Source organism: Pseudomonas sp. P7758, assembly GCF_013386485.1.
In the GTDB taxonomy this organism is placed as follows: Bacteria; Pseudomonadota; Gammaproteobacteria; order Pseudomonadales; family Pseudomonadaceae; genus Aquipseudomonas.
This window is the reverse complement of the sequence record NZ_JACARS010000109.1, coordinates 16,225-39,025: the sequence shown is the minus strand read 5'-3', so window position 1 is coordinate 39,025 and position 22,801 is coordinate 16,225. Positions and strand designations below refer to the sequence as shown.

The 22,801-nt window shown below is 62.6% G+C and carries 20 protein-coding genes; 17 read left to right on the top strand and 3 right to left on the bottom strand.

Features of this window, described 5'->3' with window-relative positions:
- The first annotated feature begins 134 nt into the window (after nt 1-134).
- From HX873_RS22760 to HX873_RS22685, 16 genes are all read left to right on the top strand, one after another.
- Nucleotides 135-437, top strand: coding sequence for a DUF6124 family protein (locus HX873_RS22760; RefSeq protein WP_177123235.1), 303 nt, complete (start codon nt 135-137; stop codon nt 435-437).
- Between the two features lie 129 nt (nt 438-566).
- Nucleotides 567-1,082 carry a sigma-70 family RNA polymerase sigma factor gene (locus HX873_RS22755; RefSeq protein WP_003208199.1) on the top strand — a complete coding sequence of 172 codons (516 nt, stop codon included), beginning with the start codon at nt 567-569 and terminating at the stop codon, nt 1,080-1,082.
- Nucleotides 1,069-2,028, top strand: coding sequence for a FecR domain-containing protein (locus HX873_RS22750; RefSeq protein ID WP_177040819.1), 960 nt, complete (start codon nt 1,069-1,071; stop codon nt 2,026-2,028). The genes HX873_RS22755 and HX873_RS22750 overlap by 14 nt, the downstream gene beginning before the upstream one ends.
- A 105-nt stretch (nt 2,029-2,133) precedes the next feature.
- Nucleotides 2,134-4,620, top strand: coding sequence for a TonB-dependent receptor (locus HX873_RS22745; RefSeq protein ID WP_008434551.1), 2,487 nt, complete (start codon nt 2,134-2,136; stop codon nt 4,618-4,620).
- 444 nt (nt 4,621-5,064) lie between these two features.
- Nucleotides 5,065-6,504, top strand: coding sequence for an undecaprenyl-phosphate glucose phosphotransferase (locus tag HX873_RS22740; RefSeq protein ID WP_003208206.1), 1,440 nt, complete (start codon nt 5,065-5,067; stop codon nt 6,502-6,504).
- Nucleotides 6,504-7,964: a mannose-1-phosphate guanylyltransferase/mannose-6-phosphate isomerase gene (locus tag HX873_RS22735; protein ID WP_177123234.1), complete on the top strand. Its 1,461-nt coding sequence runs from the start codon at nt 6,504-6,506 to the stop codon at nt 7,962-7,964. Before HX873_RS22740 ends, HX873_RS22735 begins: the two co-directional genes overlap by 1 nt.
- Nucleotides 7,964-8,875, top strand: a complete 912-nt coding sequence (locus HX873_RS22730; RefSeq protein WP_003208209.1) for a glycosyltransferase family 2 protein — start codon at nt 7,964-7,966, stop codon at nt 8,873-8,875. Before HX873_RS22735 ends, HX873_RS22730 begins: the two co-directional genes overlap by 1 nt.
- A 29-nt stretch (nt 8,876-8,904) precedes the next feature.
- Nucleotides 8,905-9,669: a polysaccharide biosynthesis/export family protein gene (locus tag HX873_RS22725; protein ID WP_008434559.1), complete on the top strand. Its 765-nt coding sequence runs from the start codon at nt 8,905-8,907 to the stop codon at nt 9,667-9,669.
- A gap of 14 nt (nt 9,670-9,683) precedes the next feature.
- Nucleotides 9,684-11,675 carry an exopolysaccharide transport family protein gene (locus HX873_RS22720; RefSeq protein ID WP_003208213.1) on the top strand — a complete coding sequence of 664 codons (1,992 nt, stop codon included), beginning with the start codon at nt 9,684-9,686 and terminating at the stop codon, nt 11,673-11,675.
- A complete protein-coding gene (locus HX873_RS22715; RefSeq protein ID WP_003208215.1) occupies nt 11,675-12,865 on the top strand; it encodes a glycosyltransferase in 1,191 nt (396 codons plus the stop codon). The genes HX873_RS22720 and HX873_RS22715 overlap by 1 nt, the downstream gene beginning before the upstream one ends.
- The gene (locus HX873_RS22710) at nt 12,855-14,183 is read left to right on the top strand and encodes a cellulase family glycosylhydrolase (RefSeq protein ID WP_008434562.1); all 1,329 of its coding nucleotides are present in this window, start codon (nt 12,855-12,857) and stop codon (nt 14,181-14,183) included. Before HX873_RS22715 ends, HX873_RS22710 begins: the two co-directional genes overlap by 11 nt.
- An 8-nt stretch (nt 14,184-14,191) precedes the next feature.
- Entirely contained in the window at nt 14,192-15,409 is a 1,218-nt protein-coding gene (locus HX873_RS22705) for a glycosyltransferase family 4 protein (protein ID WP_177123233.1), read from the top strand.
- Nucleotides 15,400-16,503: a glycosyltransferase family 1 protein gene (locus tag HX873_RS22700; RefSeq protein ID WP_177123232.1), complete on the top strand. Its 1,104-nt coding sequence runs from the start codon at nt 15,400-15,402 to the stop codon at nt 16,501-16,503. The genes HX873_RS22705 and HX873_RS22700 overlap by 10 nt, the downstream gene beginning before the upstream one ends.
- Before the next feature lie 2 nt (nt 16,504-16,505).
- Nucleotides 16,506-17,933, top strand: coding sequence for an O-antigen ligase (locus HX873_RS22695; protein WP_043225192.1), 1,428 nt, complete (start codon nt 16,506-16,508; stop codon nt 17,931-17,933).
- Nucleotides 17,934-17,935: 2 nt separating this feature from the next.
- The gene (gene murJ / locus HX873_RS22690; RefSeq protein ID WP_003208222.1) at nt 17,936-19,351 is read left to right on the top strand and encodes a murein biosynthesis integral membrane protein MurJ; all 1,416 of its coding nucleotides are present in this window, start codon (nt 17,936-17,938) and stop codon (nt 19,349-19,351) included.
- A 36-nt stretch (nt 19,352-19,387) separates the two neighbouring features.
- A complete protein-coding gene (locus HX873_RS22685) occupies nt 19,388-20,431 on the top strand; it encodes an acyltransferase family protein (RefSeq protein WP_023658988.1) in 1,044 nt (347 codons plus the stop codon).
- Nucleotides 20,432-20,543: 112 nt separating this feature from the next.
- Here the strand turns inward: HX873_RS22685 and HX873_RS22680 are convergent, their stop codons facing one another.
- Entirely contained in the window at nt 20,544-21,125 is a 582-nt protein-coding gene (locus tag HX873_RS22680) for a DUF4174 domain-containing protein (RefSeq protein WP_134327043.1), read from the bottom strand.
- Nucleotides 21,126-21,289: 164 nt separating this feature from the next.
- Nucleotides 21,290-21,910, bottom strand: a complete 621-nt coding sequence (locus HX873_RS22675; protein ID WP_177123231.1) for a glutathione S-transferase — start codon at nt 21,908-21,910, stop codon at nt 21,290-21,292.
- A 70-nt stretch (nt 21,911-21,980) separates the two neighbouring features.
- Between HX873_RS22675 and HX873_RS22670 the strand changes: the two genes are divergently transcribed.
- Nucleotides 21,981-22,196: an AbrB/MazE/SpoVT family DNA-binding domain-containing protein gene (locus HX873_RS22670; protein WP_177123230.1), complete on the top strand. Its 216-nt coding sequence runs from the start codon at nt 21,981-21,983 to the stop codon at nt 22,194-22,196.
- On the opposite strand, the gene HX873_RS22665 is transcribed toward HX873_RS22670, so the two are convergent.
- Complete coding sequence (locus HX873_RS22665) at nt 22,193-22,771, bottom strand: GNAT family N-acetyltransferase (RefSeq protein ID WP_003208232.1); 579 nt, start codon at nt 22,769-22,771, stop codon at nt 22,193-22,195. The two genes, HX873_RS22670 and HX873_RS22665, sit on opposite strands and share 4 nt — an antisense overlap.
- Nucleotides 22,772-22,801 lie beyond the last annotated feature (30 nt).

Below are 22,801 nucleotides of genomic sequence, written 5' to 3'. Positions count from 1 at the left end.
GCTTCAGTGCGGCTGTGCGCAGGGCACCTTCGGGTGCGCCGGTTTCCACTAGCCGGTCGGCTAGCCTGCGTACGGCCTCCACCCTCGTTTAGTCGCGCGGGTGTCAGCTCCTTACCTACTAGTGGAGTTACACCATGCATAAGCCTGTTCCCGACCCACCCATCGACCTGCTCAAAAACCGCGCTGCCTTCAATCGCGCCCTCGAACATTACCTGCCCTCCCAGGGCTTCCATACCGTCAACGAAGACCTGAGCTTCGAAGACTCCCTGCTCTACACTGCCAGCCTGCTCAGCAGCGCCTCGGCCACCGCCCTCGACTGCGGCGAACTCCTGCAAAGCCCCGAGCGGGCAAAGTTGCTGGCGGTGTGGCATTTGCTGGAAATTGCCAAGACCACCGTCGACCGCTCGATTGAGTGTTTGCACCTGCGCAAGGCTTAGCCGCAACCCCGTCAAGCCTGTGTGGGTTTGTGCATCCGGCCAAATCCACACGGCAACGATTGCTCAATCCTCTGGCCAACGCATAGAATGCGAACCGTTATCAATTAAGACGCCTGCGCCAGGATGCCCATGTCGAGCGACCACCCACTGGATCATGCCGCCATCGGCCAGCTCTACCATGCCCATCATTCCTGGCTGCGCGGCTGGTTGAGCCGGCGTACGGGCTGCCGTGAGCACGCCGCCGACCTGGCGCAGGAAACCTTCGTGCGCCTGCTCAATGCGCGCAAGCAGCAAGCCTTGCTGCAACCCCGGGCCTACCTGAGCAGCATCGCCCGCAGCCTGATGATCGACCAGTATCGCCGCCGCGAACTGGAGCGTGCCTATCTGGAGAGTCTCGCGCATTTCCCGCAAGTCGAGGTGCCGTCGGAAGAAACCCGCCTGCTGATCCTCGACAGCCTGGAGCGCATCGACCGCCTGCTGGACCAACTCAAGCCACGGGTGCGCGAAGCGTTTTTGCTGGCGCAACTGGACGGCTTGACCTGCCAACAGATCGCCCAGCGCCTGGGGGTGTCCAAGGCCACCGTGGAGCGCGACCTGGCCAAGGCACTGCATGCCTGTTATCGGTTGCGTTATGCCGAAGGCTAATCCGCCATTGGTGGACCAGGCGATCCAGTGGATGATCAAGCTGCGGTTCAATATTGCCGATGACGCCACCACCGCTGCCTTCGAACGCTGGCTTGAAACCAGTGGCGATCACCAGCAGGCCTGGCAACGGGTCTCGTCGATGAGTGACGAGTTTGCGCAGTTGCCGGCACAGGTCGGCCGCCATGCCTTGCAAGGTGCCCGCCAACGCATCAGCCGCCGTGAAGGGTTGAAGTTGCTCGGGCTGTTCGCCGGTGCCGCAGGGCTGACTTGGTTCGGCCGCGACTACACGCCATTGCCCGGCCTGCTGGCCGATTACCGCACCGCCACCGGAGAGCGGCGTTGGGTCGCCCTCGACGATGGCAGCCGTATCCAGCTCAACAGTGCCAGCGCCATCGACACAGTCTTCAACACCGAAAGGCGTCTGGTGCAGTTGCGCCAGGGTGAAATCCTGATCGACATGGGCGCCGACGGTAGCGCGCCACGGCCCTTCTGGGTGCAAACCCGCGACGGTTATCTGCGCGCCTTGGGCACCCGGTTCATGGTGCGCGAGGAGCCCCACGGCACCTTGCTCGCCGTGCAAAAAGGCAGCGTCGCGGTATTCGCCGACAGCCATCAGGCCAGCGCACGTGGGGTGATACAGCCCGGCGAGCAGGTGCTGTTTGATCGAAACGGCTTGCGTCCACCCGCCACCACGGGCCTGGATCCCTGGGCCTGGAGCGACGGTGTGATCAGCGCTCACAACATGCGTCTGGACGATTTCCTCGCGGAGCTGAGCCGTTACCGCACTGGGCTGGTGCGCTGCAGCGAAGCGGTCGCCGGCCTGCGTGTGTCCGGGACTTACCAGTTGGACGATACCGATCAGGTCCTGACCCTGGTGGCACAGGCACTGTCGGTGAACATCACCTATCGCAGCCGTTATTGGGTGACCGTCGCCGCTCGTGCATGACCTTCCGAAAATAAATGAGGTGAATTCTCATCTTCGCTCGACCTGTAAGGAAAGGCCGATCAACAGGCCGATTCTGTCCACTTCCTTCAGGAGCATTCCGCGGTCATGCAAGCGTTCCCCTCCAAGCGTTCTCCCCTCAAGCATGCGGTGCACGCCGCCCTGCTCGGTGCCTGCCTGAACGGCAGCGCCCTGCCCCTGGCGGTCATGGCGCAAACGCCTGTCAGCGACACCCAGGCCCGTGACTGGAACATTGCACCCGGCCCATTGGCCACCGTGCTCGACCAGTTTGCGCGCCAGGCGAGTATCAGCCTGTCCTATGACGCCACCAGCGTCGCCGGCAAGACCAGCCCCGGCCTCAACGGCGCGCTGGACAGCCAACAGGCCTTGAGCCAATTGATCCAGGGCCAGGGTTTGCAAGCCCAACGCCAGAGCAACAACACCTGGCTGCTGTTGCCGCAAGTCGCGGACACCGGCGCGCTGAACCTGGGTGCCACCACCGTGACCGGCGAACACCTCGGCGTCACCACTGACGGCAGCGGTTCCTACACCACTGGCGCCGTGACCATCGGCAAGGGCGCCCACAGCCTGCGGGAAACACCGCAATCGGTCAGCGTCATGACCCGCAAGCTGATCGACGACCAGAACATCACCACCATCGATCAATTACTGGAACACACCCCGGGCATCACCACCTACGACTCACCTATGGGTGGCAAGTATTTCTATTCCCGTGGTTTCAAGATGCTCGGCCAATACCAGTTCGACGGTGTGCCGTTGGACATCGGCAAAGACTACGTACAGGCCGACAGCTTCACCGCCAACATGGCGATCTATGACCGGGTGGAAGTGCTCAAGGGCGCGGCCGGTATGCTCAAGGGCGCCGGCACCGCCAGTGGTGCGGTGAACTTCGTGCGCAAGCGGCCACAAGACAAACCCACCACCAGCCTGTCGCTGTCTGCCGGCACCTGGGACAACTACCGCGCCGACGTCGATACCGGCGGCCCGCTCAATGATAGCGGCACCGTACGCGGCCGCGCCGTGGTCAGCCAACAGAACCGTGGCTCGTACATGGACGTCTCCAAGCGCCAGGACCAAGCTGTCTACCTCGCACTGGATGTTGACCTCTCGCCTGACACCACCCTGGGCATCGGTGCCAGCTACGAAGATGTCGATGCAACGCCCTGCTGGGGCGGTGTGCCGCGCTACAGCGACGGCAAGAGCATCGGCCTGAGCCGTTCCACCTGCCTGGGCCAGGCCTGGAACGACTGGCAGAGCCAACGCACTACGCTGTTTGCCGACCTCACCCACCACTTCAACGACGACTGGCAACTCAAGGTCACGGCGGTGAACAGCCGCAACCTGCAAGACATCAAATACGCCGCCAGCCAAGGCACCGTGAAGTACGGTGATCCGGCGCCAACCGCCGAGATGTACGCCGCGCTGTTTGACTACGACCACCGGGATTTCGGACTGGATGCCTACCTGGACGGTAAGTTCGAAGCGTTCGGTTTGCAGCATGAACTCATCATCGGCGCCAATGGCAGCCGTGGCACCCAGGACGATGTCTACGCGATCCGCAGCCTGCCCGACCGGCAAAGTATCTTCCTGCCCAACCACCACTTCCCGCAGCCCGCCAACGATACCTTCTGGCCCAACATGTACCGGGGCGGCACCGTCAAGGAAACCGCCACCCAGTACGGTACCTACGCCACTTTGCGCCTGAGGCTGGCCGAGCCATTGATGGTGGTGCTCGGCAGTCGCGTCAGTTGGTTCGAAAACCGCCGCCAGTCGAATAACCTCGCCTGGGGCGAATGGGCCCTGCAGGATGCACGCACCAAGGAAACCGGTGAAGTCACGCCATTCGCCGCGGTGATCTATGACCTCGACGACAACCTTTCGGTGTACGCCAGCTACGCCGATATCTTCCAGCCACAAAGCTCCAACGCCACGGTGACCGGGGCTGCCCTCAAGCCCAAAATCGGCGAAAACTACGAGCTGGGCATCAAGGGCGAATGGTTTGAGGGGCGCCTCAACAGCTCGCTGGCATTGTTCCGCGCTATCGAGAAAAACGCCGCCGAAACCGACTACACCACCCAGTGCGGTACCTCGGCAGACGGCTATTGCTACACCGACACTGGCAAGGTTCGCGCACAGGGTGTCGAAGCCGAGTTGAGTGGCGAGTTGCTGGAACGCTTGCAAGTGGCGGGCGGCTATACCTACACCCAGACCAAGAACCTCAACAACATCAACAGCGCCGCCATTGGCGCGGTTGCAAACAGCTACGTGCCGCGACACATGCTGCGCTTGTGGGGCGATTATCAGTTGGACGGCACACTGTCGAAATGGAGCGTCGGCACCGGCGTCAACGCCCAGAGCAGCAACTACCGAATTCAAGGCATCAAACTGGAACAAGCCGGTTATGCGGTATGGAATGCGCGGTTGGCGTACCGGGTTGATGACACATGGACGGTGGCGCTGAACGGTAACAATCTCTTCGACAAAAATTACTATCAGACGGTGGGAACGGCCGACTGGGGTAATTTCTACGGCGAACCGCGCAACTTCACTGTCAGTTTGAAAGGCAATTTTTAAGGCTAGTACCGCCTCAATGTGGTGACGGACTCACGTCCTCACCACTCGTCGCTTGTCCCCGAAAAACCCCGCATCCGACCTCCGTCAAAAAAAGGTTTTCCTCAGCCGCAGGAAATTTCCTAAATTTGTTCCTACACTCCAAAACGCCAGCATTTTGTTCCGGGAAAACCCGGAAATCCGACCAAGACAGTCAACAAACTGTCACGCGGAAGAGTACCTGACGTGTCTAGACCGAAGGTCTTATAAAATAGTCAAAACCTTGACGAGCGACGAAAAGGGAACCATCATTTAGCCATTACCCCGCAAATTCCCTGCAGATAGATAGGTAATTGCGTATTACCCAGCGAAGTAACCGTTCGTCTGGCGCCACTTATAAAGCAAGCCCTGCCTTTATGGATGAGCAGCCGAACAAGGAAGCCCTGGTGTGCAATGAGGGATGTTTTTATGCGCGAGAAGTCGTCAGTCGACAGCCTGTTTTTGACCCGGGCCGGTTTCATTGAGTTCTTTGTTGTTTTCGTAAAATTGATGCACGGCCTCACCGCCGTTTTTCCAGCACTGATCCTGCTGTTTTATCCAGACCCGATGGCCCCCGAACTGCGCGCGCACTTTCTCGGCTTGCTGCTGTTTTTCGCGATCCTGACGATCATTCTGTTCCAGGCCATGGGGGTTTACTCCGAGGAGCTGTTCAGCAACCGCCTGCGGTTTCGCACCATGCTGGTGGCCTGGTCCGCGGCCTTTTGCATCCTGCTGTTCATGTACCAGATTCTGCTGATGTTCCCGCAGTTGAGCCCGCGCAACCTGGCGTTCTGGTTTATCACCAGCCTTGCGTTGTTCGGGCTGGAGCGGATCGTGATGCTGCGCCTGTTCCGCAACCTGATGGCCAGCGGCAAATACCTGCAACGCACGGTGATCCTCGGCTTCACCGACACCGCCGTGCACGTGGCCGACCACTTGCAGCGCAACGGCGATATCCGTTCCGGACTGATCGGTTTTATCGACGACCGCACCGAGCGCATCCCCAAGGAACTGAGCAACCTGCCGCTGCTGGGCAACACGCGCGACCTGGAAAAACTGATCCGCTCCGAGCAGGTCAACCAGGTGATGATTACCCTGCCCTGGGCCGCCGAACAGCGGATCAACGGGCTGGTGAAGCGCCTGCGGCAGATGTCGGTCAACGTCATGCTGGTGCCCGACATGGCGGCCCTGCGCTATGGCCACAGCCGTATCACCGATGTCGGCGGCATCCTGATGTTCAACACCTCCCACGTGCCGCTGCGGGGCTGGTCGCCGTTTATCAAGCGCTGTGAAGACCTGATCCTGGCAACCCTGGGCCTGGTGGCACTGTCGCCGATCATGCTGATCACGGCGATTGCCATCAAGCTCGACTCCAAGGGCCCGGTGCTGTTTCGCCAGAACCGGTTTGGCTACAACGACAACGTGATCCGGGTGTTCAAGTTCCGCTCGATGTACGCCGAGATGAGCGACTTCAACGCCGACCGCCAGACCACCCGCGGCGACCCGCGCATCACCCGCGTGGGCCGGATCATTCGCAAGACCAGCATCGATGAGCTGCCGCAGCTGTTCAACGTGCTGCTGGGCAACATGTCGATGGTCGGCCCGCGCCCGCATGCCACCGCGACCAAGGCCGCCGGCGTGCCCTACGAAGTTGCCGTGAGCGAGTACAGCTCGCGCCACCGGGTAAAACCGGGCATCACTGGCTGGGCGCAAATCAACGGCTATCGTGGTGAAACCGACACCCTGTTCAAGATCCAGAAACGCGTTGAGTACGACCTGGAGTACATCTCGAAGTGGTCGGTGTGGTTCGACTTGTACATCGTTTTCATGACGGTCCCGGCCGTCCTTTCGACCAAGGAAGTCTATTGATGAACACCCTCAACGGCTTGATTCCCTGCATCATTTCCGGTGGTTCGGGCACCCGGCTGTGGCCGGTGTCGCGGCAAAACATGCCCAAGCCTTTCATGCGCATGCGTGATGACCAGAGCCTGCTGCAGAAGACGTTCCTGCGGGCCAGTCACCTGCCGGGTGTGGAAAGCGTGCTGACGGTGACCAACCGCGACCTGCTGTTTCGCACCCTCGATGACTACCGCGTGGTCAACAAGGCCCATCTGGCCCTTGACCTGTTGCTGGAGCCGTTCGGGCGCAACACCGCCGCCGCCATCGCCGTGGCCGCCCTGCATGTACAGGAAAACTTCGGCAGCGAGGCGCAGTTACTGATCCTGCCTGCCGACCATCTGATTCTTGATGAAAGCGCCTTCGCCGATGCCGTCACCCAGGCCCGCGAACTGGCGGAGGCCGGCTACCTGGTGACGTTCGGCATCCAGCCCGACCACCCGGAAACCGGCTTCGGCTATATCGAACAAGGCGAGGCGCTGGGCCAGGGGTTCCGGGTCAAGCGCTTCGTCGAGAAGCCCGACCTGGCCACCGCCCAGGGCTATCTGGACGGCGGCAAGCACCTGTGGAATGCCGGGATGTTCTGCTTCAAGGCCGGTACATTGCTGGAGGAACTGGCGCTGCACGCCCCCGCCGTGCTGGACGCCGCCAAGGCCGCCCTCGAGCACGGCCACAGCCTGAACAACAACAGTTGCCGTCAGCGCGAGCTGAACGCTGAAGGTTTCGGCGCGGCACCCGACATCTCGATCGACGTGGCGCTGATGGAAAAATCCGCGCAAGTGGCGGTGGTGCCCTGCGACATCGGCTGGAGTGATATCGGTTCCTGGGACGCGGTGCGCCAACTCACCCCCAGCGACGCCAACGGCAACCAGGTCAATGGCCAGGCGATCCTGCATGACGTGCACAACTGCTACATCGACTCGCCCAAGCGCGTGTTGGGCGCAGTGGGCGTGCGCGACCTGATCGTCGTCGACACCCCGGATGCGATCCTGATTGTCGACGCCAAGCGCAGCCAGGATGTGCGCTACATCGTCGCCGAGCTCAAGCGCCAGGACCATCCGGCATTCAGCCTGCACCGCACTGTCACCCGGCCGTGGGGCACCTACACCGTGCTGGAAGAAAGCAGCCGCTTCAAGATCAAGCGCATCGTGGTCAAGCCCCAGGCCTCCTTGTCCCTGCAAATGCACCATCACCGCAGCGAGCACTGGGTAGTAGTCAGCGGCGCGGCGATGATTACCAACGGCGACCGTGAATTCCTGATCAACGCCAACGAGTCCACCTACATTCCGGCCGGGCACAAGCACCGCCTGACCAACCCCGGCATCATCGACCTGGTGATGATCGAGGTGCAGAGCGGCGAGTACCTGGGCGAAGACGACATTGTGCGTTTTGACGACATCTACGGCCGGGCTCCGGCCGAAGTGAAGAAGTGATGCGTACCGCCCTGATCATCCCGACCCGCAACGCTTCCAGCCACCTCGACCGGCTGCTGCCGGCGCTGCGCATGCAAACCCTGCAACCGGACGAAACCCTGGTGGTCGACAGCGCTTCCAGCGATGACACCGTGGCGCGTTTTCGCGAGTTCGGCGTACGGGTCGAAGTGATCGATGCCAAGGACTTCAACCATGGCGGCACCCGCCGCTGGGCCAGCGAGCAAGTCGACGGCGACGCGCTGATCGTGATGACCCAGGACGCGATCCCCGCCGAACCCGAGACGTTCGCCAACCTGGTGGGCGAACTGGAACTGGACCCGCTCAACGGCGTCGCTTACGGCCGCCAGTTGCCGCACCCGGATGCCGGCGTGCTGGGCGCCCAGTCACGCCACTTCAATTACCCGCCGCAAAGCCGCAGCAAAAGCCTGGCTGATGCGCCGGAGCTGGGGATCAAGACCTGCTTCAGCTCGGATTCGTTTTCGGTGTACCGGCGCAGCGCCCTGCAAGCCGTCGGTGGCTTCCCCGCGGATGTGATCGGCAGCGAGGACGCCTACGTCGCCGCCCGCATGCTGCTGGAAGGCTACAAGGTGCGCTACGCCGCCACCGCCCTGGTCTATCACTCCCACGATTACCGTCTCATGGATGAGTTTCACCGCTACTTCGACATTGGCGTTTTCTACGGCCGCGAGCCGTGGATCCGCCAGGCTTTTGGCGATGCCGGCGGTGAAGGTAAACGCTATGTACTGGCCGAGCTTCGAGCGTTACGCGAAGCCGGTGCATTGCACCGCGTACCCGAAGTACTGGTGCGCAGCGCGTTCAAATTGCTCGGCTACCGGCTGGGCCATCTGGAGCGCCAGCTCCCCCTCGCCCTCAAGCGGCGCATCAGCATGTTCCCCGGTTATTGGAGGTGAGCATCATGACCTACAGGAAGACCCCTTTGATGAAACGAACCTTGCTCGTCCTGGCCATGATGGCATTGGCCGCCTGCAATACGCCCGCGCGGATCGTCGCGCCCGATGGCAAGACGGTGGACGAGGGCAAGCAGGCCCTCGATCGCATGGCCCAACTGCCACCGGCGGTGGAGCGGATCCGCATCGGCGACCAGTTGCGGATTGTCCGCGATGCCGGGGAAATGCCAACCCTGTCGGCGTTCAACGTCAGCACGATTTACGAGCTGACGCTGTACACCGTGCAGAACGACGGCAAGATCAACTATCCCTTCCTGGGGCCGATCCAGGTGGCGCGGCGCACGCCGGCGGAAGTCGCCGCCGAGCTGAGCCAGAAACTCGCACCGGTGTATCGCGAGCCTCGGGTGACGGTGAACATCAACCAGGCGCCGGGCAACACGGTGATCGTCGGCGGCGCGGTATTAAACCCATCGGCTGTCTCCATCGCCACGGCCCCAACCATGGAGCAGGCGATTCTCGGTGCCGGCGGCGTGAGCTCGGTGGGCAACGCGAGCATGGTCGCCCTGCTGCGTGAAGATGGCCAAGGCGTCTATCACGCCTACTTCCTCGATTTCAGCCAGTACCTGAAGAACGGCGCACTGGGCCGCAAGCCCGTGGCGCTGCAACGCGGTGACGTGGTGTTTGTACCCAAGTCCAACGTCGGCGAACGGATCCAAGGCGTGGACACTTACCTGAACCAGCTGATTCCCTTCACCAAATCCATTGGTGTGGGCTACAGCTACACCACGAACCACTAAAGGAGCGACATCCCATGATCGAGATCCGTTCTTTTCGTGATCTTCTGCGTCTGTTCTTCATCTTCAAGCACGAGTTCAAACTGGCGGCGATTGCCGCGCTGGTGATCATTTTGCTGGGGGCGTTCCTGCTGCCGGCCAAGTATGAATCCACCGCGCGATTGCTGGTAAAACCAGGGCGTGACTCGACGATGCCGATCGAGGTCGACAACCGTCAGCCAATCGTCATGCCGAGCACCCAGCGCGACCCGATTGTCGACGAAGAGCGCCTGCTGACCGGCCGCCCTATCGTGCGTGCAGTGGCCGAGCATTACCTGGACGTGATGGACAAGATGCAGCCGCCGGAAGGCGTGTGGAAGCGCACCAAGTGGTACGTCAAGAAAGGCATCAGTGCCGTGTTTGACGGTGTGCGAGTGGTGCTGGAAACCGTTGGCATCGTCGAAGAAACCACCCCGGTGGAACGCCTGGCGAAAAGCCTGGAGAAAAACTTCGAAGTGACCCACGCCATCGGCTCTACGGTGATGGACATCAGCTTCCGCTGGGATGACCCGCAAATCGCCCAGGCGGTGGTCAAGGATTGGGTCGAGACTTACATCGACGAGCGCACCCAGGCGTTGGGCCGCAAGAGCCTGTATGCGTTCTATGAAGGCCAGGTGTCTTCCAGCGCTGCGCAGATCAAGAGCTACAAGGAGCAGATCCTCGCGCACTTGAACGACATCGGCGCCTCGAGCATCACCGATCGCCTGGAAGACTTGTCCGAGCGGATCAACGTGCTGCGTGGCGAGGTGTTCAACTCCACTCGGCTGATCGCTTCCTCCGACGTGGCGTTGCAGAGCACCCGTGACCAACTCAAGGGCCAGCCCAAAGAGGTGACCACGGTTCGCCAGATCGCGTTGAACCCGCAGCAACAAGACTTGCGTCGCCTGCTGAACCAGAAGCTCCTGGAAAAAGCCGACATGATGCGTACCTATACGGATAACGCGCCGCCGGTCAAAGCCCTGGACGCTTCGATCCGTGCCATGCAGGCCCAGGTCGCCGGTGAAAGCGACACGGTGCAAAGCTCCGAGAACCGCGCGCCGAACACCCTGGAAATCCACCTGCAACGGGTACTGCTGGATGAGACCAGCCGCAACCAGTCGCTGCGTACACAGTTGGTGCAACAGCAGAAACAACTGACTGAACTGGAAGCCCAGCGCAAGGACGCCCTGGCCATCGAGCCGGAACTGGCGCGCCTGGCCCGTGAGTTGAACGGCACCGAGAAAAACTACGCGCTGTATGTCGACAGCCTGGAAAAATCGCGGATCGACCGCGAACTGGACAAGAGCCAGATCAGTAACATCGCGGTGATCGAAGAAGCTACCCTGAACCCTGGGCGCGTCTTCCCGAAAACCCTGCTGATGCTGCTGCTGGCGATCCCGTTCTCCATCGTGGTCGGCCTGCTGGTGATCTACCTGTGCTACCTGCTGGATCAACGGATCCACGACGGCGGCCTGGTGGAAGGCAAATTCGGCCTGCCGCTGTGGACCACGCTGCCGGAGTTGGACACCAGCACCGCGCAAAGCACCAACGCCTTCAACGCGAGCATCTATCGCCTGTATGGGTTGCTGCCGCTGGAGCGTATTGCCGAACAGGGCCTGACCCTGGGGCTGACCTCGGCACGGCACGGTGAAGGCGTGAGCTTTATCGTCGAGCAGTTGCGCCAGTTGCTGGAAGAGAACGGCGTGCGGGTGCGGATCGGCGGGGTTGAGCCGGCGATTCCGGGCCAGGTGGTACTGCTGGATGCTTCGGCGCTGCTGGACAATCGTGATGCGTTCATCAACCTGCGCCGTGCCGACCTGATTGCGCTGGTAGTGGAAGCGCAAAAAAGCACGGTACCGGTGGTGGAACACGCACTGTCGATCCTCACCACGGCGTTCGGCAAGGTCGATGGCATTATCATCAACCGCCGCAAGTTCGAGGTACCGGTCAAGGTGCTGAAAACCATCGCCAAATACCGGGGTTCGTTCTGATGCGCATCGCCCTGCTCGCTCCCCTGCCGCCGGAAAAGAACGGGATCGCCGACTACGCGAACCACTTCAAGACGGCACTGGAGCAACTGGGCGTCGAGGTGGCTACGCCCTTGACGGGCGTGGTCGGCAGCACGGCGGCGATCAAGCAAGCCATTGCCGGTTTCGACTGGCAGGGTGTTGACCTGGTCCACGCCGAGCTGGGCGGCGGGCGGCTGGGGGAGTTCCTGGCCCTGCGCGAATTGCGCAAGGCCTACCCCGCCCTGCCGTTGACCGCCACGGTGCATGACCCGGAACGCATGGTCTGGCGGCGTGAGCAATTGCCCTTTCCGCTGAACCTGCTGGAATCCTTGCCCAGCCCATTGCCCCAGGCGGCAGTGGTGCTGGCCGATCCCTTGACCCTGCGCGAAGAACGTCACGTCGCCCAGGGCCTGACCCGGCTGGTGACCCTCACCCGCCTGGGCGCCGACTGCCTGACGGCGCGCATGCAATTGCCCGCCGGCAAGGTGGCGGTGATCAACCACGCCAACCTGGATATCCCGCCGGTGGCCTTGCCGCCGCTGGACACGCTGCACCTGTTGTATTTCGGTTTTATCTACCGTGGCAAAGGCATCGAAGACCTGTTGCAGGCCCTGGCCGCCGCCTTCGAAAAAGCCCCCGAATTGCGTGACCGTGTGCGCCTGACCCTGGCCGGTGGCACTGCCGCCGAAATGGCGTTTGGCACAGGCGGCAATTACCTGGAGCAGTTGAACAGCCAGATTGCCGAACTCGGCCTGGCAGGCTCCATCGACTGGCGGCTGAATTTGCCGGCCAGCGAGATCCCGCAGACGATCCAGGCGCACCATGTGATGGTGCTGCCGTATCGCGAATCGAAAAAGCTCGGCCTGCTGGGCCGCCAGCGCGGCACCAGCGGCGCATTGTCCTGGGCTGCCGCCTGCGGGCGCGGCGCGATCACCTCCGATGCCAGGGCGTTTGCCGAGGAAGTCGCCAGCGGCAATGGCGCCATCTATCCACAAGGCGATGTAGCCGCCTTGAGCGAACAACTGCTGCGGCTCGCACGCAACCCGCACATGGCCACGGACTGGGCCGCACGCGCCGCCGCCATAGGCCGTGAACGGTTGTGGCCAGTGACCGCGCAGAAGTTCGCGAGCCTGTTTGAGCAAACCGTTGCAGGAGGCAACCATGGCGCGTAAACGGACTTACCTCGCTACCCTCGCAGTCGTCGCTGCGCTGGGTTTGACCGCCTTTCTCTGGGGCCGCCCGGCCGATGCCGAGAGCCATGTGCTCAAGGGCAGCAAAGAGGTCGTGTGGAAGGACTTCCTGGGGGTGAACGCGCAGTTCCTGTGGTTCAGCCCCGAGCGTTATCAGAAGCAGATCGACCGCCTCAAGGCCCTGGGCCTGGAGTGGGTGCGCCTGGACCTGCACTGGGACCAGCTGGAAACCGCCGAGAACCAGTACAACGTCGCGACCCTCGACGAACTGGTGAACAAGCTGCAGCAGAACCAGATCAAGTCGGTGTTCTACCTGGTGGGCTCGGCGAAGTTCGCCACCACCGCGCCCGCCTCCTCGCCGTACCAGGACCAGTTCCCGCCCAAGGACCCGAATATCTTCGCCAACCGCATGGCATTGCTGGAACAGCGATACCCCAGCGTAGATGCGTGGCAGGTGTGGAACGAACCGAACCTGCTGGGGTTCTGGCGCCCCGCCGCCGACCCGGCCGGCTATGCGAACCTGTTGCAAGTCACCGCCGCCGCGTTGCGGGTGGTGAACCCGAACAAACCGGTGGTGGCCGCCGGCATGGCATTCTTCAGCGAAATGCCCAACGGCCAGAACATGCTCGACGGGCTGCTGCAACTGGGCGTGCCGAGCCTGAATACCATCATGTCCTATCACCCCTACACCCAATTGCCCGAAGGCAACACGCCGTCGAACCTCGACTTTGTCGAAAAAACCAGCGCCCTCAACCAGAAACTGCGGGCGGCCGGGGTGAATACCCTGTGGAGCACCGAGTGGGGCTGGTCGACCTACAAAGGCCCGAAAGAGGTGCAGGACTTCATCACCACCCAGGGCCAGGCCGACTACATCGTGCGCCGCGTCGCGCTGATGAGCGCGCTGGATTTCGACAAGATCTTCCTGTTCACCCTGAGCGACCTGGACCAGCGCGCCAGCGTGCGCGACCAGAGTTATGGCTTGCTCGACATCGACGCCAACCCCAAGCCGTCGTACACCGCGCTGCAGAATTTCCTGCAGGTGAGCGGGCCGAAATTGACCCCCGGCGACCCACCCACCGCCGATCAGTTGCCCGATGGCCTGTTCAGCATCGGCTGGTCCCGTGCCGACGGGCGCAAGGTGTGGTTTTTCTGGTCGGCCCGTGGCGGCAGCGCGCACTTGCCGGGCATGACCACCGCCACCTTGTATGACCCGTTGCGCGGCACCGAAACACCCTTGAGTGGCACCAATGGACTGGACGTACCGGTCAAGCCGAACCTGCAAATTCTGTTATGGGATTGAAGCCACCCATGCGCATCCTCTGGATCCTGCCCTACTCGCCTTGGCCCGCTACCAGCGGCGGCAAGACGCGCCAGTTTCATTTGCTGCGCAGCCTGGCTGCGCGCGGGCATCGGATCACCTTGCTGCTGCATGACAAACATGCGGTATCGCTGACGGATCGCCACGTGCTGGAAGCCTTTCTGGAACAGGTGATCATCCTCCCCCGCCGCCCGCTGCGCAGCCTGAAGACCCTGCTGGCCGGGCTGTTTGCGCCGTACCCGTTGCTGGCCAGTGTGAATGGCCTGTCGGGTGAACTGCAGGACACCTTCGAGCGCTTGCTGACCGAGCATTGGGACGTGGTGCAGATCGAACATACCTACACCTTCCAGCCTTACGAAGATGCATTGGCCCGTCGCTCCCAGCCGTTTGTGCTGACCGAACACAATGTCGAATCGTCCCTCGGCGCCGCGACTTACGACCGCCTGCCCGGCTGGGCGTTGCCGTTCATACGCTACGATCAATGGCGCTACGGCCGCTGGGAACACCGGGTGATGCGCCAGGCCGCGCAAGTGGTCGCCGTGACCGACGCCGACGCCCAGACCCTGGCGCAGATTGCCGGCAAGCCGGTACCGGTGGTGGTCAACGGGGTGGATTGCGCGCACTTCGCTGCTGCCCGACCCGACCCGACGACCCGCCGCGTGCTGTTTCTGGGCAACTACGAATACGCGCCCAACGTCGATGCCATCGAGTGGGCACTGGATGAGATCCTGCCGAAAGTGTGGGCCCGCTGCCCCGACGCACGCATGAGCGTCTGCGGTTTCGGCATGCCGGAAAGCTGGCGCGAACGCTGGAAGGACGGACGCATCGAATGGCAGGGTTTTGTCCCCAACCTGCTGGCCCTGCAATCGAGTTGCTCGGTGTTTCTGGCGCCGTTGCGCCATGGCGGCGGCTCCAAGCTCAAGGTGCTTGAAGCCCTGGCCGCCGGCCTGCCGCTGGCGAGTACCGACCAGGGCGTGTCCGGCCTGGACCTGGTGGAAGGCCTGGATTACCTCGGCGGCCAGACCGCTGAAAGCCTGGCCGACGCCGTGGTGCGCCTGCTGCAACAGCCTGAAGTCGCTGCTCCCATGGGCGAAGCCGGTCGCGCCTATGTGCGCCGTGCCCATGACTGGAGCGTCGCCGCCAGCCAGCTGGAGCAGGTGTACGCGCAACTGTCGCCCCAGAGCCAAAAGGAGCCGGCATGCGCATAGGCCTCGATTACCGCACCGTCGGCACCTCGCCGCAATCAGGCATCAGTCGCCAGGTGTACGCCCTGGAAGATGCCCTGCGCACCCTGCCCGGCATCGAGCTCGAACGCTTCAGCGTCGCGCCGCTGGGGGATGAGCTGCGCCTGAACGTGCATTGCCCGGACTGGGGCTGCGCCAAGACCGCCATGCACCAGCCGCACCAGCGCCTGCGTTTCGAGGCGGGCTACCTGCCCAAGGCGCTGCGCAATGAGCACATCGATGTGTACATCAGCACCTTCAATATGGGCCTGCCGCTGCCGCCCAAGCCGCAGGGCCTGCGCACCGTGGTGCTGCTGCATGACCTGTTTCAGATCACCCTGGACAACTATCACGCCAACCGCCTGAAGGCGCTGATCTACAAGGCCAGTGATCGGCTGTCGATCACCTATGCGGTGCACACGGCAGACCGGGTGTGGACGCCTTCGCAGTACAGTGCCGACGAAACCGCGCGGCTGTTTCCCAAGGCGGCAGGCAAGATTCGCGTGTTGCCCAACCAGGTGGTCGGTTTTGTCGGACTGCCGACGGACCTCTCGGCCCGGCAACTGCCCGAGCGCTACTGGCTGCTGGTGGGTACCCGGGAATTGCGCAAGAACGTGCCGTTCCTGGTGGACGCCTGGCAGCAAGCGCGCAGCCAGTCGCCGAGCGTGCCGGAACTGGTGCTGGTGGGCAGCCTGGAGCATTTGCCCGAAGCACAACGCAACTACCCGGGGATACGCGCCTTGAGCGGCGTATCCGACGCTGAATTGCACGGGCTCTACCGCAAGGCCTTGCGCCTGTGGCAGCCTTCCTACGCGGAAGGCTTTGGCTTGCCGGTGATCGAAGCCCTGAGCGTCGGCACTCCGGTGGCGGTGGCCAGCGGTACCTCGCTGGACGAAATCACCCCGCCGCTGGCACCGCGGTTTTCACCCACGGACGGCGCGGCGCTGGTGCAGTTGATGCTGCACCTGGCCGACCAACCCGTCGAACAACCACCTGAACAGTTACGCAGCTGGGCCGAACGCTTCAACCACCAGGCCTACCGTCGGCGCCTGGCCGAACTGATCGAGGAATTGAATTGAGAATCTCACTGGGTAGCCTCGTCGCCATCGTCTTCGGCCTGCTGTTTGGTGGGTTGATCCTGTTTCTTTCCCCGGTCAAGGCCGTGCTGGCAGTGATCGGCCTGGCCGCTGCCGTGACGATTCTGCGGTTCCCGTTCTGGGGACTGCTGCTGTTCGCCCTGGTGGCGACGTTCATGCCCTACTCCACCCTCAACCTGGGGATTCGCAGTACGGTCAGTGAGGCGCTGATCGCCCTGACCTGGGCGGCGGTGATCTGGCACGGTTTCCTCTCGCGCCTGCCGGCCGCCCCACCGCTGTCGCGGCGCCCTACCGACCGCATGTTGATGTGGCTGATGATCTTCACAGTGGTGCCGTTTATCGTCGGCCAGGTCAGCATCACCGCCGAGGCCAGCGGCGTGGCGAACTGGTTGCGTTGGCTGCTGAACCTGTCGGTGCTGTTCCTCGCCGCCAAGCTGCTGGTTGAACAGAAGAACCGCGAAGCCCTGGTGATCGCCTTGTTGCTGGGCACACTGGCGATGCTGGTGATGTCCATCGGCGTATTTATCCGCTCGCGCTCGGCCTCGGGCATGTTGCCGATCCTGACCCTGATGAACTACGGCAGCCTCGACACCCTGTCCCTGGGCCTGGGTGCCATGGCCTCGCGGATGGGTTCGCCATGGATGCACCCGAATGCCACCGGCGGGATCATGGCGCTGCTGCTGCCATTGGCGTTCTGCTACGGCATCACCAACACCGGCTGGAAACGCGGTCTCGGCCTGGGCGTTGCCTGCCTGGGTGCGGCGGCCCTGCTGTTGGCCAGCAGCCGGGGGGCGATGGTCAGCCTGGCGCTGGTGCTGATCTGGATGGCGTCGCGGCGGGTGCCGTACACCGGGCGTTTGCTGATGATCGGCGTGGCGTTGGCCGTGGCGCTGGTGCTGTCGTACCCACCGTTGCAGGAACGTCTGGCGACAATCTTTTCGGCGCAGAACGCGAGTACCGAAGTGCGCTTTGACGAATACCGCATGTTCCCCCAGGCCGTGGCCAGTTACCCGCTGGGCATTGGCTTCAAGGTTGACCCTCCAGTGCCGGGTACGCACCTGCTGGGGATTTCCAACCTGTGGCTGAATTTCGTCTACAAGACCGGGGTGATCAGCATGCTGCTGTTTATCGCAGTGACCTGGCGCTGGTGGCGCGAGTCCCGTCCGGAAATCGGCCCGATCCGCCTGACCAAGGACAATGCGATCTGGCTGGGCAGCACGGCGGGGATTCTGTCGGCGCTGGTCAGCGGCTTTTTCGACCACTACTTCAGCTTCGCCCTGGTGATGATTGCGCTGTTCTGGCTGATGGTGGGGATCAACGTGCTGGAGGCGCGGCGGCTGTTTCCGGCGCGTCTGCCAAAGGTCAAGACCGTGGCGCATCGCAAGCCTGTGTTCAATAGCGTCGGGCCCTAGGCATGCTCGGATCGGCGTTCTGGTTGACCCTGGCAACCTTGCTGGGGTTGTGCCTCGGGTTTGCCCGTGAGTGGTTGCTGGTGGCGGCGTGGGGTGCGGGCGAGCGCAGCGATGCGTTCCTGATCGCGCTGTTCTTGCCCGAAGCGTTACGCATGTCCCTGGCCGGCGGTGTGCTGAGTGCCGCCGCCCTGCCGCTGTACCTGCAACGCAAGGACGGCGAGCGCCTGGACTGGCTGGCGGTGTTGTTCCCGGCGCTGTTGCTGATCGCCCTGGTGACCAGCCTGCTGCTGACGTTGCTGGCGCCATGGCTGGTGCAGCTGCTCGGCCCGGGGCTGGCGGCGACGGCCACCAGCCTCGCCAGCAGCAACTTGCAGATTCTCGCCTGGAGTGTGCCGGGGCTGATGCTGCATGCGCTGTTCAGTATTCCGCTGCAGGCCAGCGAGCGCTTTGTGGTCGCGGGGCTCGGTTCGTTGCTGTTCAACCTGCCGCCGGTGACCTACCTCGCCCTCGCCGGTACCGCCACGCAACCGCACTCGCTGGCGTTGGCCTGCCTCACCGGCAGCCTGCTGATGCCCCTGGCGCTGTTGCCGTCGATGCTGCGCCTGGGCTGGCGGCCGTGGCGGCTGCGGGCTTCGACATTGGAATTGCGCGAGCTGGGCGCTCGCATAGGCCCGCTGCTTTTAAGCAACGGTGCCAGCCAGGGTTTGGCGCTGATTGAACGGCTGGTGGCGTCCTTGCTGGGTGAAGGTGCGGTGACCTGGGTCAACCTGGCCCGCAAGCTGATGAACTTGCCGTTGATTGCCCTGATGAGCCTCAACCAGGTGCTGCTGGGCATGATGAGCCGGCGCCAGGGCGACGAGCGCCTGGCCCTGCTCAAGCGTGGCCTGGAAACCGCCAGCCTGCTGACCTTGCCCGCAGGCGTCGGCCTGGTGGCGGCGGCGCCGAGCCTGGTGGCGTTGCTGCTGCCCAAGCAGTCGGTGGATTCGCCGTTGCCGCTGTTGCTGGCCTGGTTTGCCGTGCCGCTGGTGTTCGGCGCCTGGAACGCCCTGCTGGCGCGTTATGCCTATGCCGCCGGCGACACCCGCCAGCCGCTGCGTTGCGAGTTGCTGGGCAGCCTGGTGAACGTGTTGCTGCTGGGTGTGCTGCCGTTTGTGTTTGGCCTGGCGGGTATCCCGCTGGCCGCCCTCGCCGGCGTGCTGTGCACGGCGTTGCTGCTGATGCAACGCCAGGCCTTGCTCGGCGCCCTGCCCTGGAAGGGGCACTGGTTGCTGAGTGGGCTGGTGATGGGCTTGGCGGCGTTGGTGTTGTTTCGGGTTCAAGGTATTTGGCTTCAGCTGGGGTTGAGCACCCTGGCGGGGGCCGTGGTGTTGCTGGGCATGGGCCTGTGGCTCAAGCCGTGGCGCAAGGCAGATTTATAGAGTGGGAGCAGTCAGGTGAAAAAACGCTGGATTCAAATGGATATTGCCAAGGGCATTGGCATCCTGATCATCGTGTTCGGGCACAGCTGGTTTGTCGCCAGTTCCCTGGACTTGCTGTACCCGCTGCTGGCGGTATTTATCCTGCCGTTGTTCTTCTTTCTCTCCGGGGTGTTCTTCAAGCCTGAACAACCCTTTGTCGAGATGGCGGTGCGCAAGGCCGATGCACTGCTCAAGCCGTTCTTCTTCACCATGCTGGTGTACATCCTGATCCGCGACCTGCTGCGCGGCCAGGCACTGCTGCCGGACATCGGCGGCGTGCTGTATGCCTCGGTGGACACCATTCCATGGCAGGCGCTGTGGTTCCTGCCGCACTTCTGGGTGGCGATTCTGTTCGGCTGGGTGATGTTGCGGCTGATGCAGCGCCTGGGCTTGTCGCTGGCCATGAGCTGCGTGGTGATCACCCTGCAATTGATGCTCGGGATCTGGACCCTGCCGTGGTTCTGGCAGGTGCCGGTGACCGTCGGCGGGCAGACCTGGACGATGCCGGGGCTGCCGTTCAGCATTGATGTGACGTTGATCAGCAGTACCTATTTCATCTTTGGTTACCTGCTGCGGGACGTGCTGCGTCGCCACCAGAGTTCGTTGCTGACGCTACTGGGCGCCATGGCGTTGTTTGCGGTGGTGTTCATCTACAGCTGGGACACCATGGACCTGGCACAGCGGCGTTACGACCACTGGCTGTGGACCAGTTTGCTGGCGGTGATCGGCGTGTATGTATGCTGGGCGCTGGCCGGGGTGATGATGGTCTCGGGGCTGCTGACGCGGGCGATGACGTACATCGGGCAGTCAACGTTGATTCTGTTGATCTTCCACGGGGAAATTCAACACAAGACGGTGGACTTGATGGAACGGTTCGGGCTGCATCCGCTGCTGTCGGCGAGCATCGGGCTGGTGGTGGCGGTGGTGGTGCCGTTGATGATCGGCGAGGTGATCAAGCGGGTGGCCTTCCTGCGGTTTTTCTACTTCCCGTTCCCGGTGCGCAAGGCACCGGCGGTGGCCGGTGAAAAGCCTGGAGCTTGAGGCGTGATGTGGGAGCTGTCGAGCTTTAGCGAGGCTGCGTGGCATCACCGCGGTGTGCCTGAATTACCGAGGTGATGCTATCGCAGGCAAGCCAGCTCCTACAGAAAAACGCTCAATCATCCAGTGCCGGTTGTGGCGCTGGATGCTTGGAGTTCTTGCCGGCCTTGGCGCCAGGCTTGCCTGCTGCAGGGGCAGCGGGCTCAGGTTCGGCCGGGGCGGCAAGGTCCTTTTCAGCCTGGGGCATCTGATCAATCGCGCTGAAGAAATCCGCCAGGCTGAGGGTGTCGGGTGGCACAGTCTTCTCGAGTTTTTTCTCGCCGTCCTTGCCCACCAGGATCACTTTGGTGCCACTGCCGGCACCCAGCTTGAGTGCGCGGATCAGCGCGTTGGTTTCAGGCGGTGCGAGCTTCTTGTTGTCCTTCGCGTCCTTGGCGAACTTCTCGCCTTCAGCGCCGATGCTGCCAAAGGACACGGTGTACAGCACCATGTTGCGCTCTTCAAAGGACTGCTTGTTGGCAGGCTCGTCCAGCTGTTTCTTGAGGGTGGCCAACGTCGGGTTGCCGGAGTCGAGCTCCACCACCACCAACGGGCGTGACTTGCCCAGGTCCTGCTTGAGCGGATTGAGATCATCCGCGGCCAGCAGCGGCCCCGTAAAAGCCATCAAGGTAGCCAGGGTCAGCGACCGGATGAGCATGCACACCTCCTTTGAATTCCATGCAGGGTTCTTGAGTTTCATGTCTGCGACAGTCAAATTCAAGGATGATTCCTACGACAACTTCAGAAAGCGTAGGTCAGGACGCCCGCGACGCAAGGCGTTTAGCCACCTTACGCCTCATTGTTTCTTTTGATTGCGGATGCTCACGACGGCCAATGCCGGGCAAATACCGGCGCTACGTTTGGGTGGGCATCCACCTGCGCCAGCACCCGGGCAAACTCAGGCCGCGACTGGTGCAGCGCGTCCCGCCCGCCTGCCCAACGCGACACCGCCGCAGCCATGATCGCCAGTGCATTCGGAACCTGCTCCGGGGTGAACAGTTGCTCGGCAAATTGATCGGCAAACACTTCCCAGGCCCCATGCAGGCGGCGACGGGTGCCGCTGATCAGCTGTTCATGCTGCTGCGCATCGGGGCTGTCGGTCCAGCGTTCCGGATAGTCGATGATGCCAATCGCCGAGTAACAGTTGGCGGCGATGTACACCAGGCCGCGAATGACTTGGGCGGGCTCCTCGGGCAGCAGCCCTGAGGCGGGAAACTGCAGGCCCAGGTGAATCAGGATCGCCGCGCTTTCCGTCAACACGCTGCCATTGGGCAGTTGCAGGGTAGGGATTTGCTTGAGCGGGTTGATCCGCGCCAACGCCTCGTTGCCCACGCGGTCTTCCCAGGAGCAGGCGTCGACCTGGCACCACTCGACACCGCAACGCTGCAGGGCAATTTCGATGATGCACGAGCCGGTGCCTTGGGTTCCGTAAAGGGTGTACACAGTGCCAAGCCTCCTGGCAGGGGATTGAGGTGTTAGGCTAGGCCGTTCATTCGTTCAACGGGAAGCCATCATGCACAGCAAACGCGTCACGATCGAAGACTGGGACGGCGACGGCGCCATCCGCCTGCCAGACGAAGCCTTGCAGGAACTGGGGCTGGATGTGGGCGACACGCTGTACATCGTCGAGACCTATGTGGGCACGCAAAAAGGCTTTGCGCTGTCGACCACGCCGAAAATTGCCGACCGGATGGATGAGTTGGTGGAAGAGCTGAGCCATAAGCCCTAGCGAGCCAGCCTGGCTTGCAACCCCGCCTTCACCTGTGGCCATTCCGGATCAATGATGCTGAAGCGCACCGAGTTGCGCTTGCGGCCATCGGGCATGATGCGCTCGTGGCGCACGATCCCTTCCTGTACCGCGCCGAGGCGCAGGATCGCGGCCCGGGATTTTTCGTTGAGTTCATCGGTGGTGAACTGCACCCGCACGCACTCCATCACTTCAAACGCGTGGGTCAGCAGCAACAGCTTGGCCTCGGTGTTGACCCCGGATTTCTGCACCGACTGGCTGATAAACGTGTGGCCGATCTCCAGCTTGCGATTGACCCGGTCGACCTTCCAGAACCGGGTGCTGCCCACCACTTCACCGGTGTCGCGGCGCACGATGACAAACGGCATCACGGTGCCCGCCTCACGCCCGGCCAGGGCAATGTCCACGTACTTTTCGACGGTGTCGGGCCCCGGCACGTTGGTCACCTTGAGGTTCCACAACTGCCCGTCGGCAGCAGCCTGTACCAGGGCGGCGGCGTGTTCGCGTTGCAGGGGCCGAAGTTCGACCGTGGTGCCGGTCAGGGTGATTTCAGTCATGGGAGGGCTGCGCTGTCTGGTGGTCGTCAG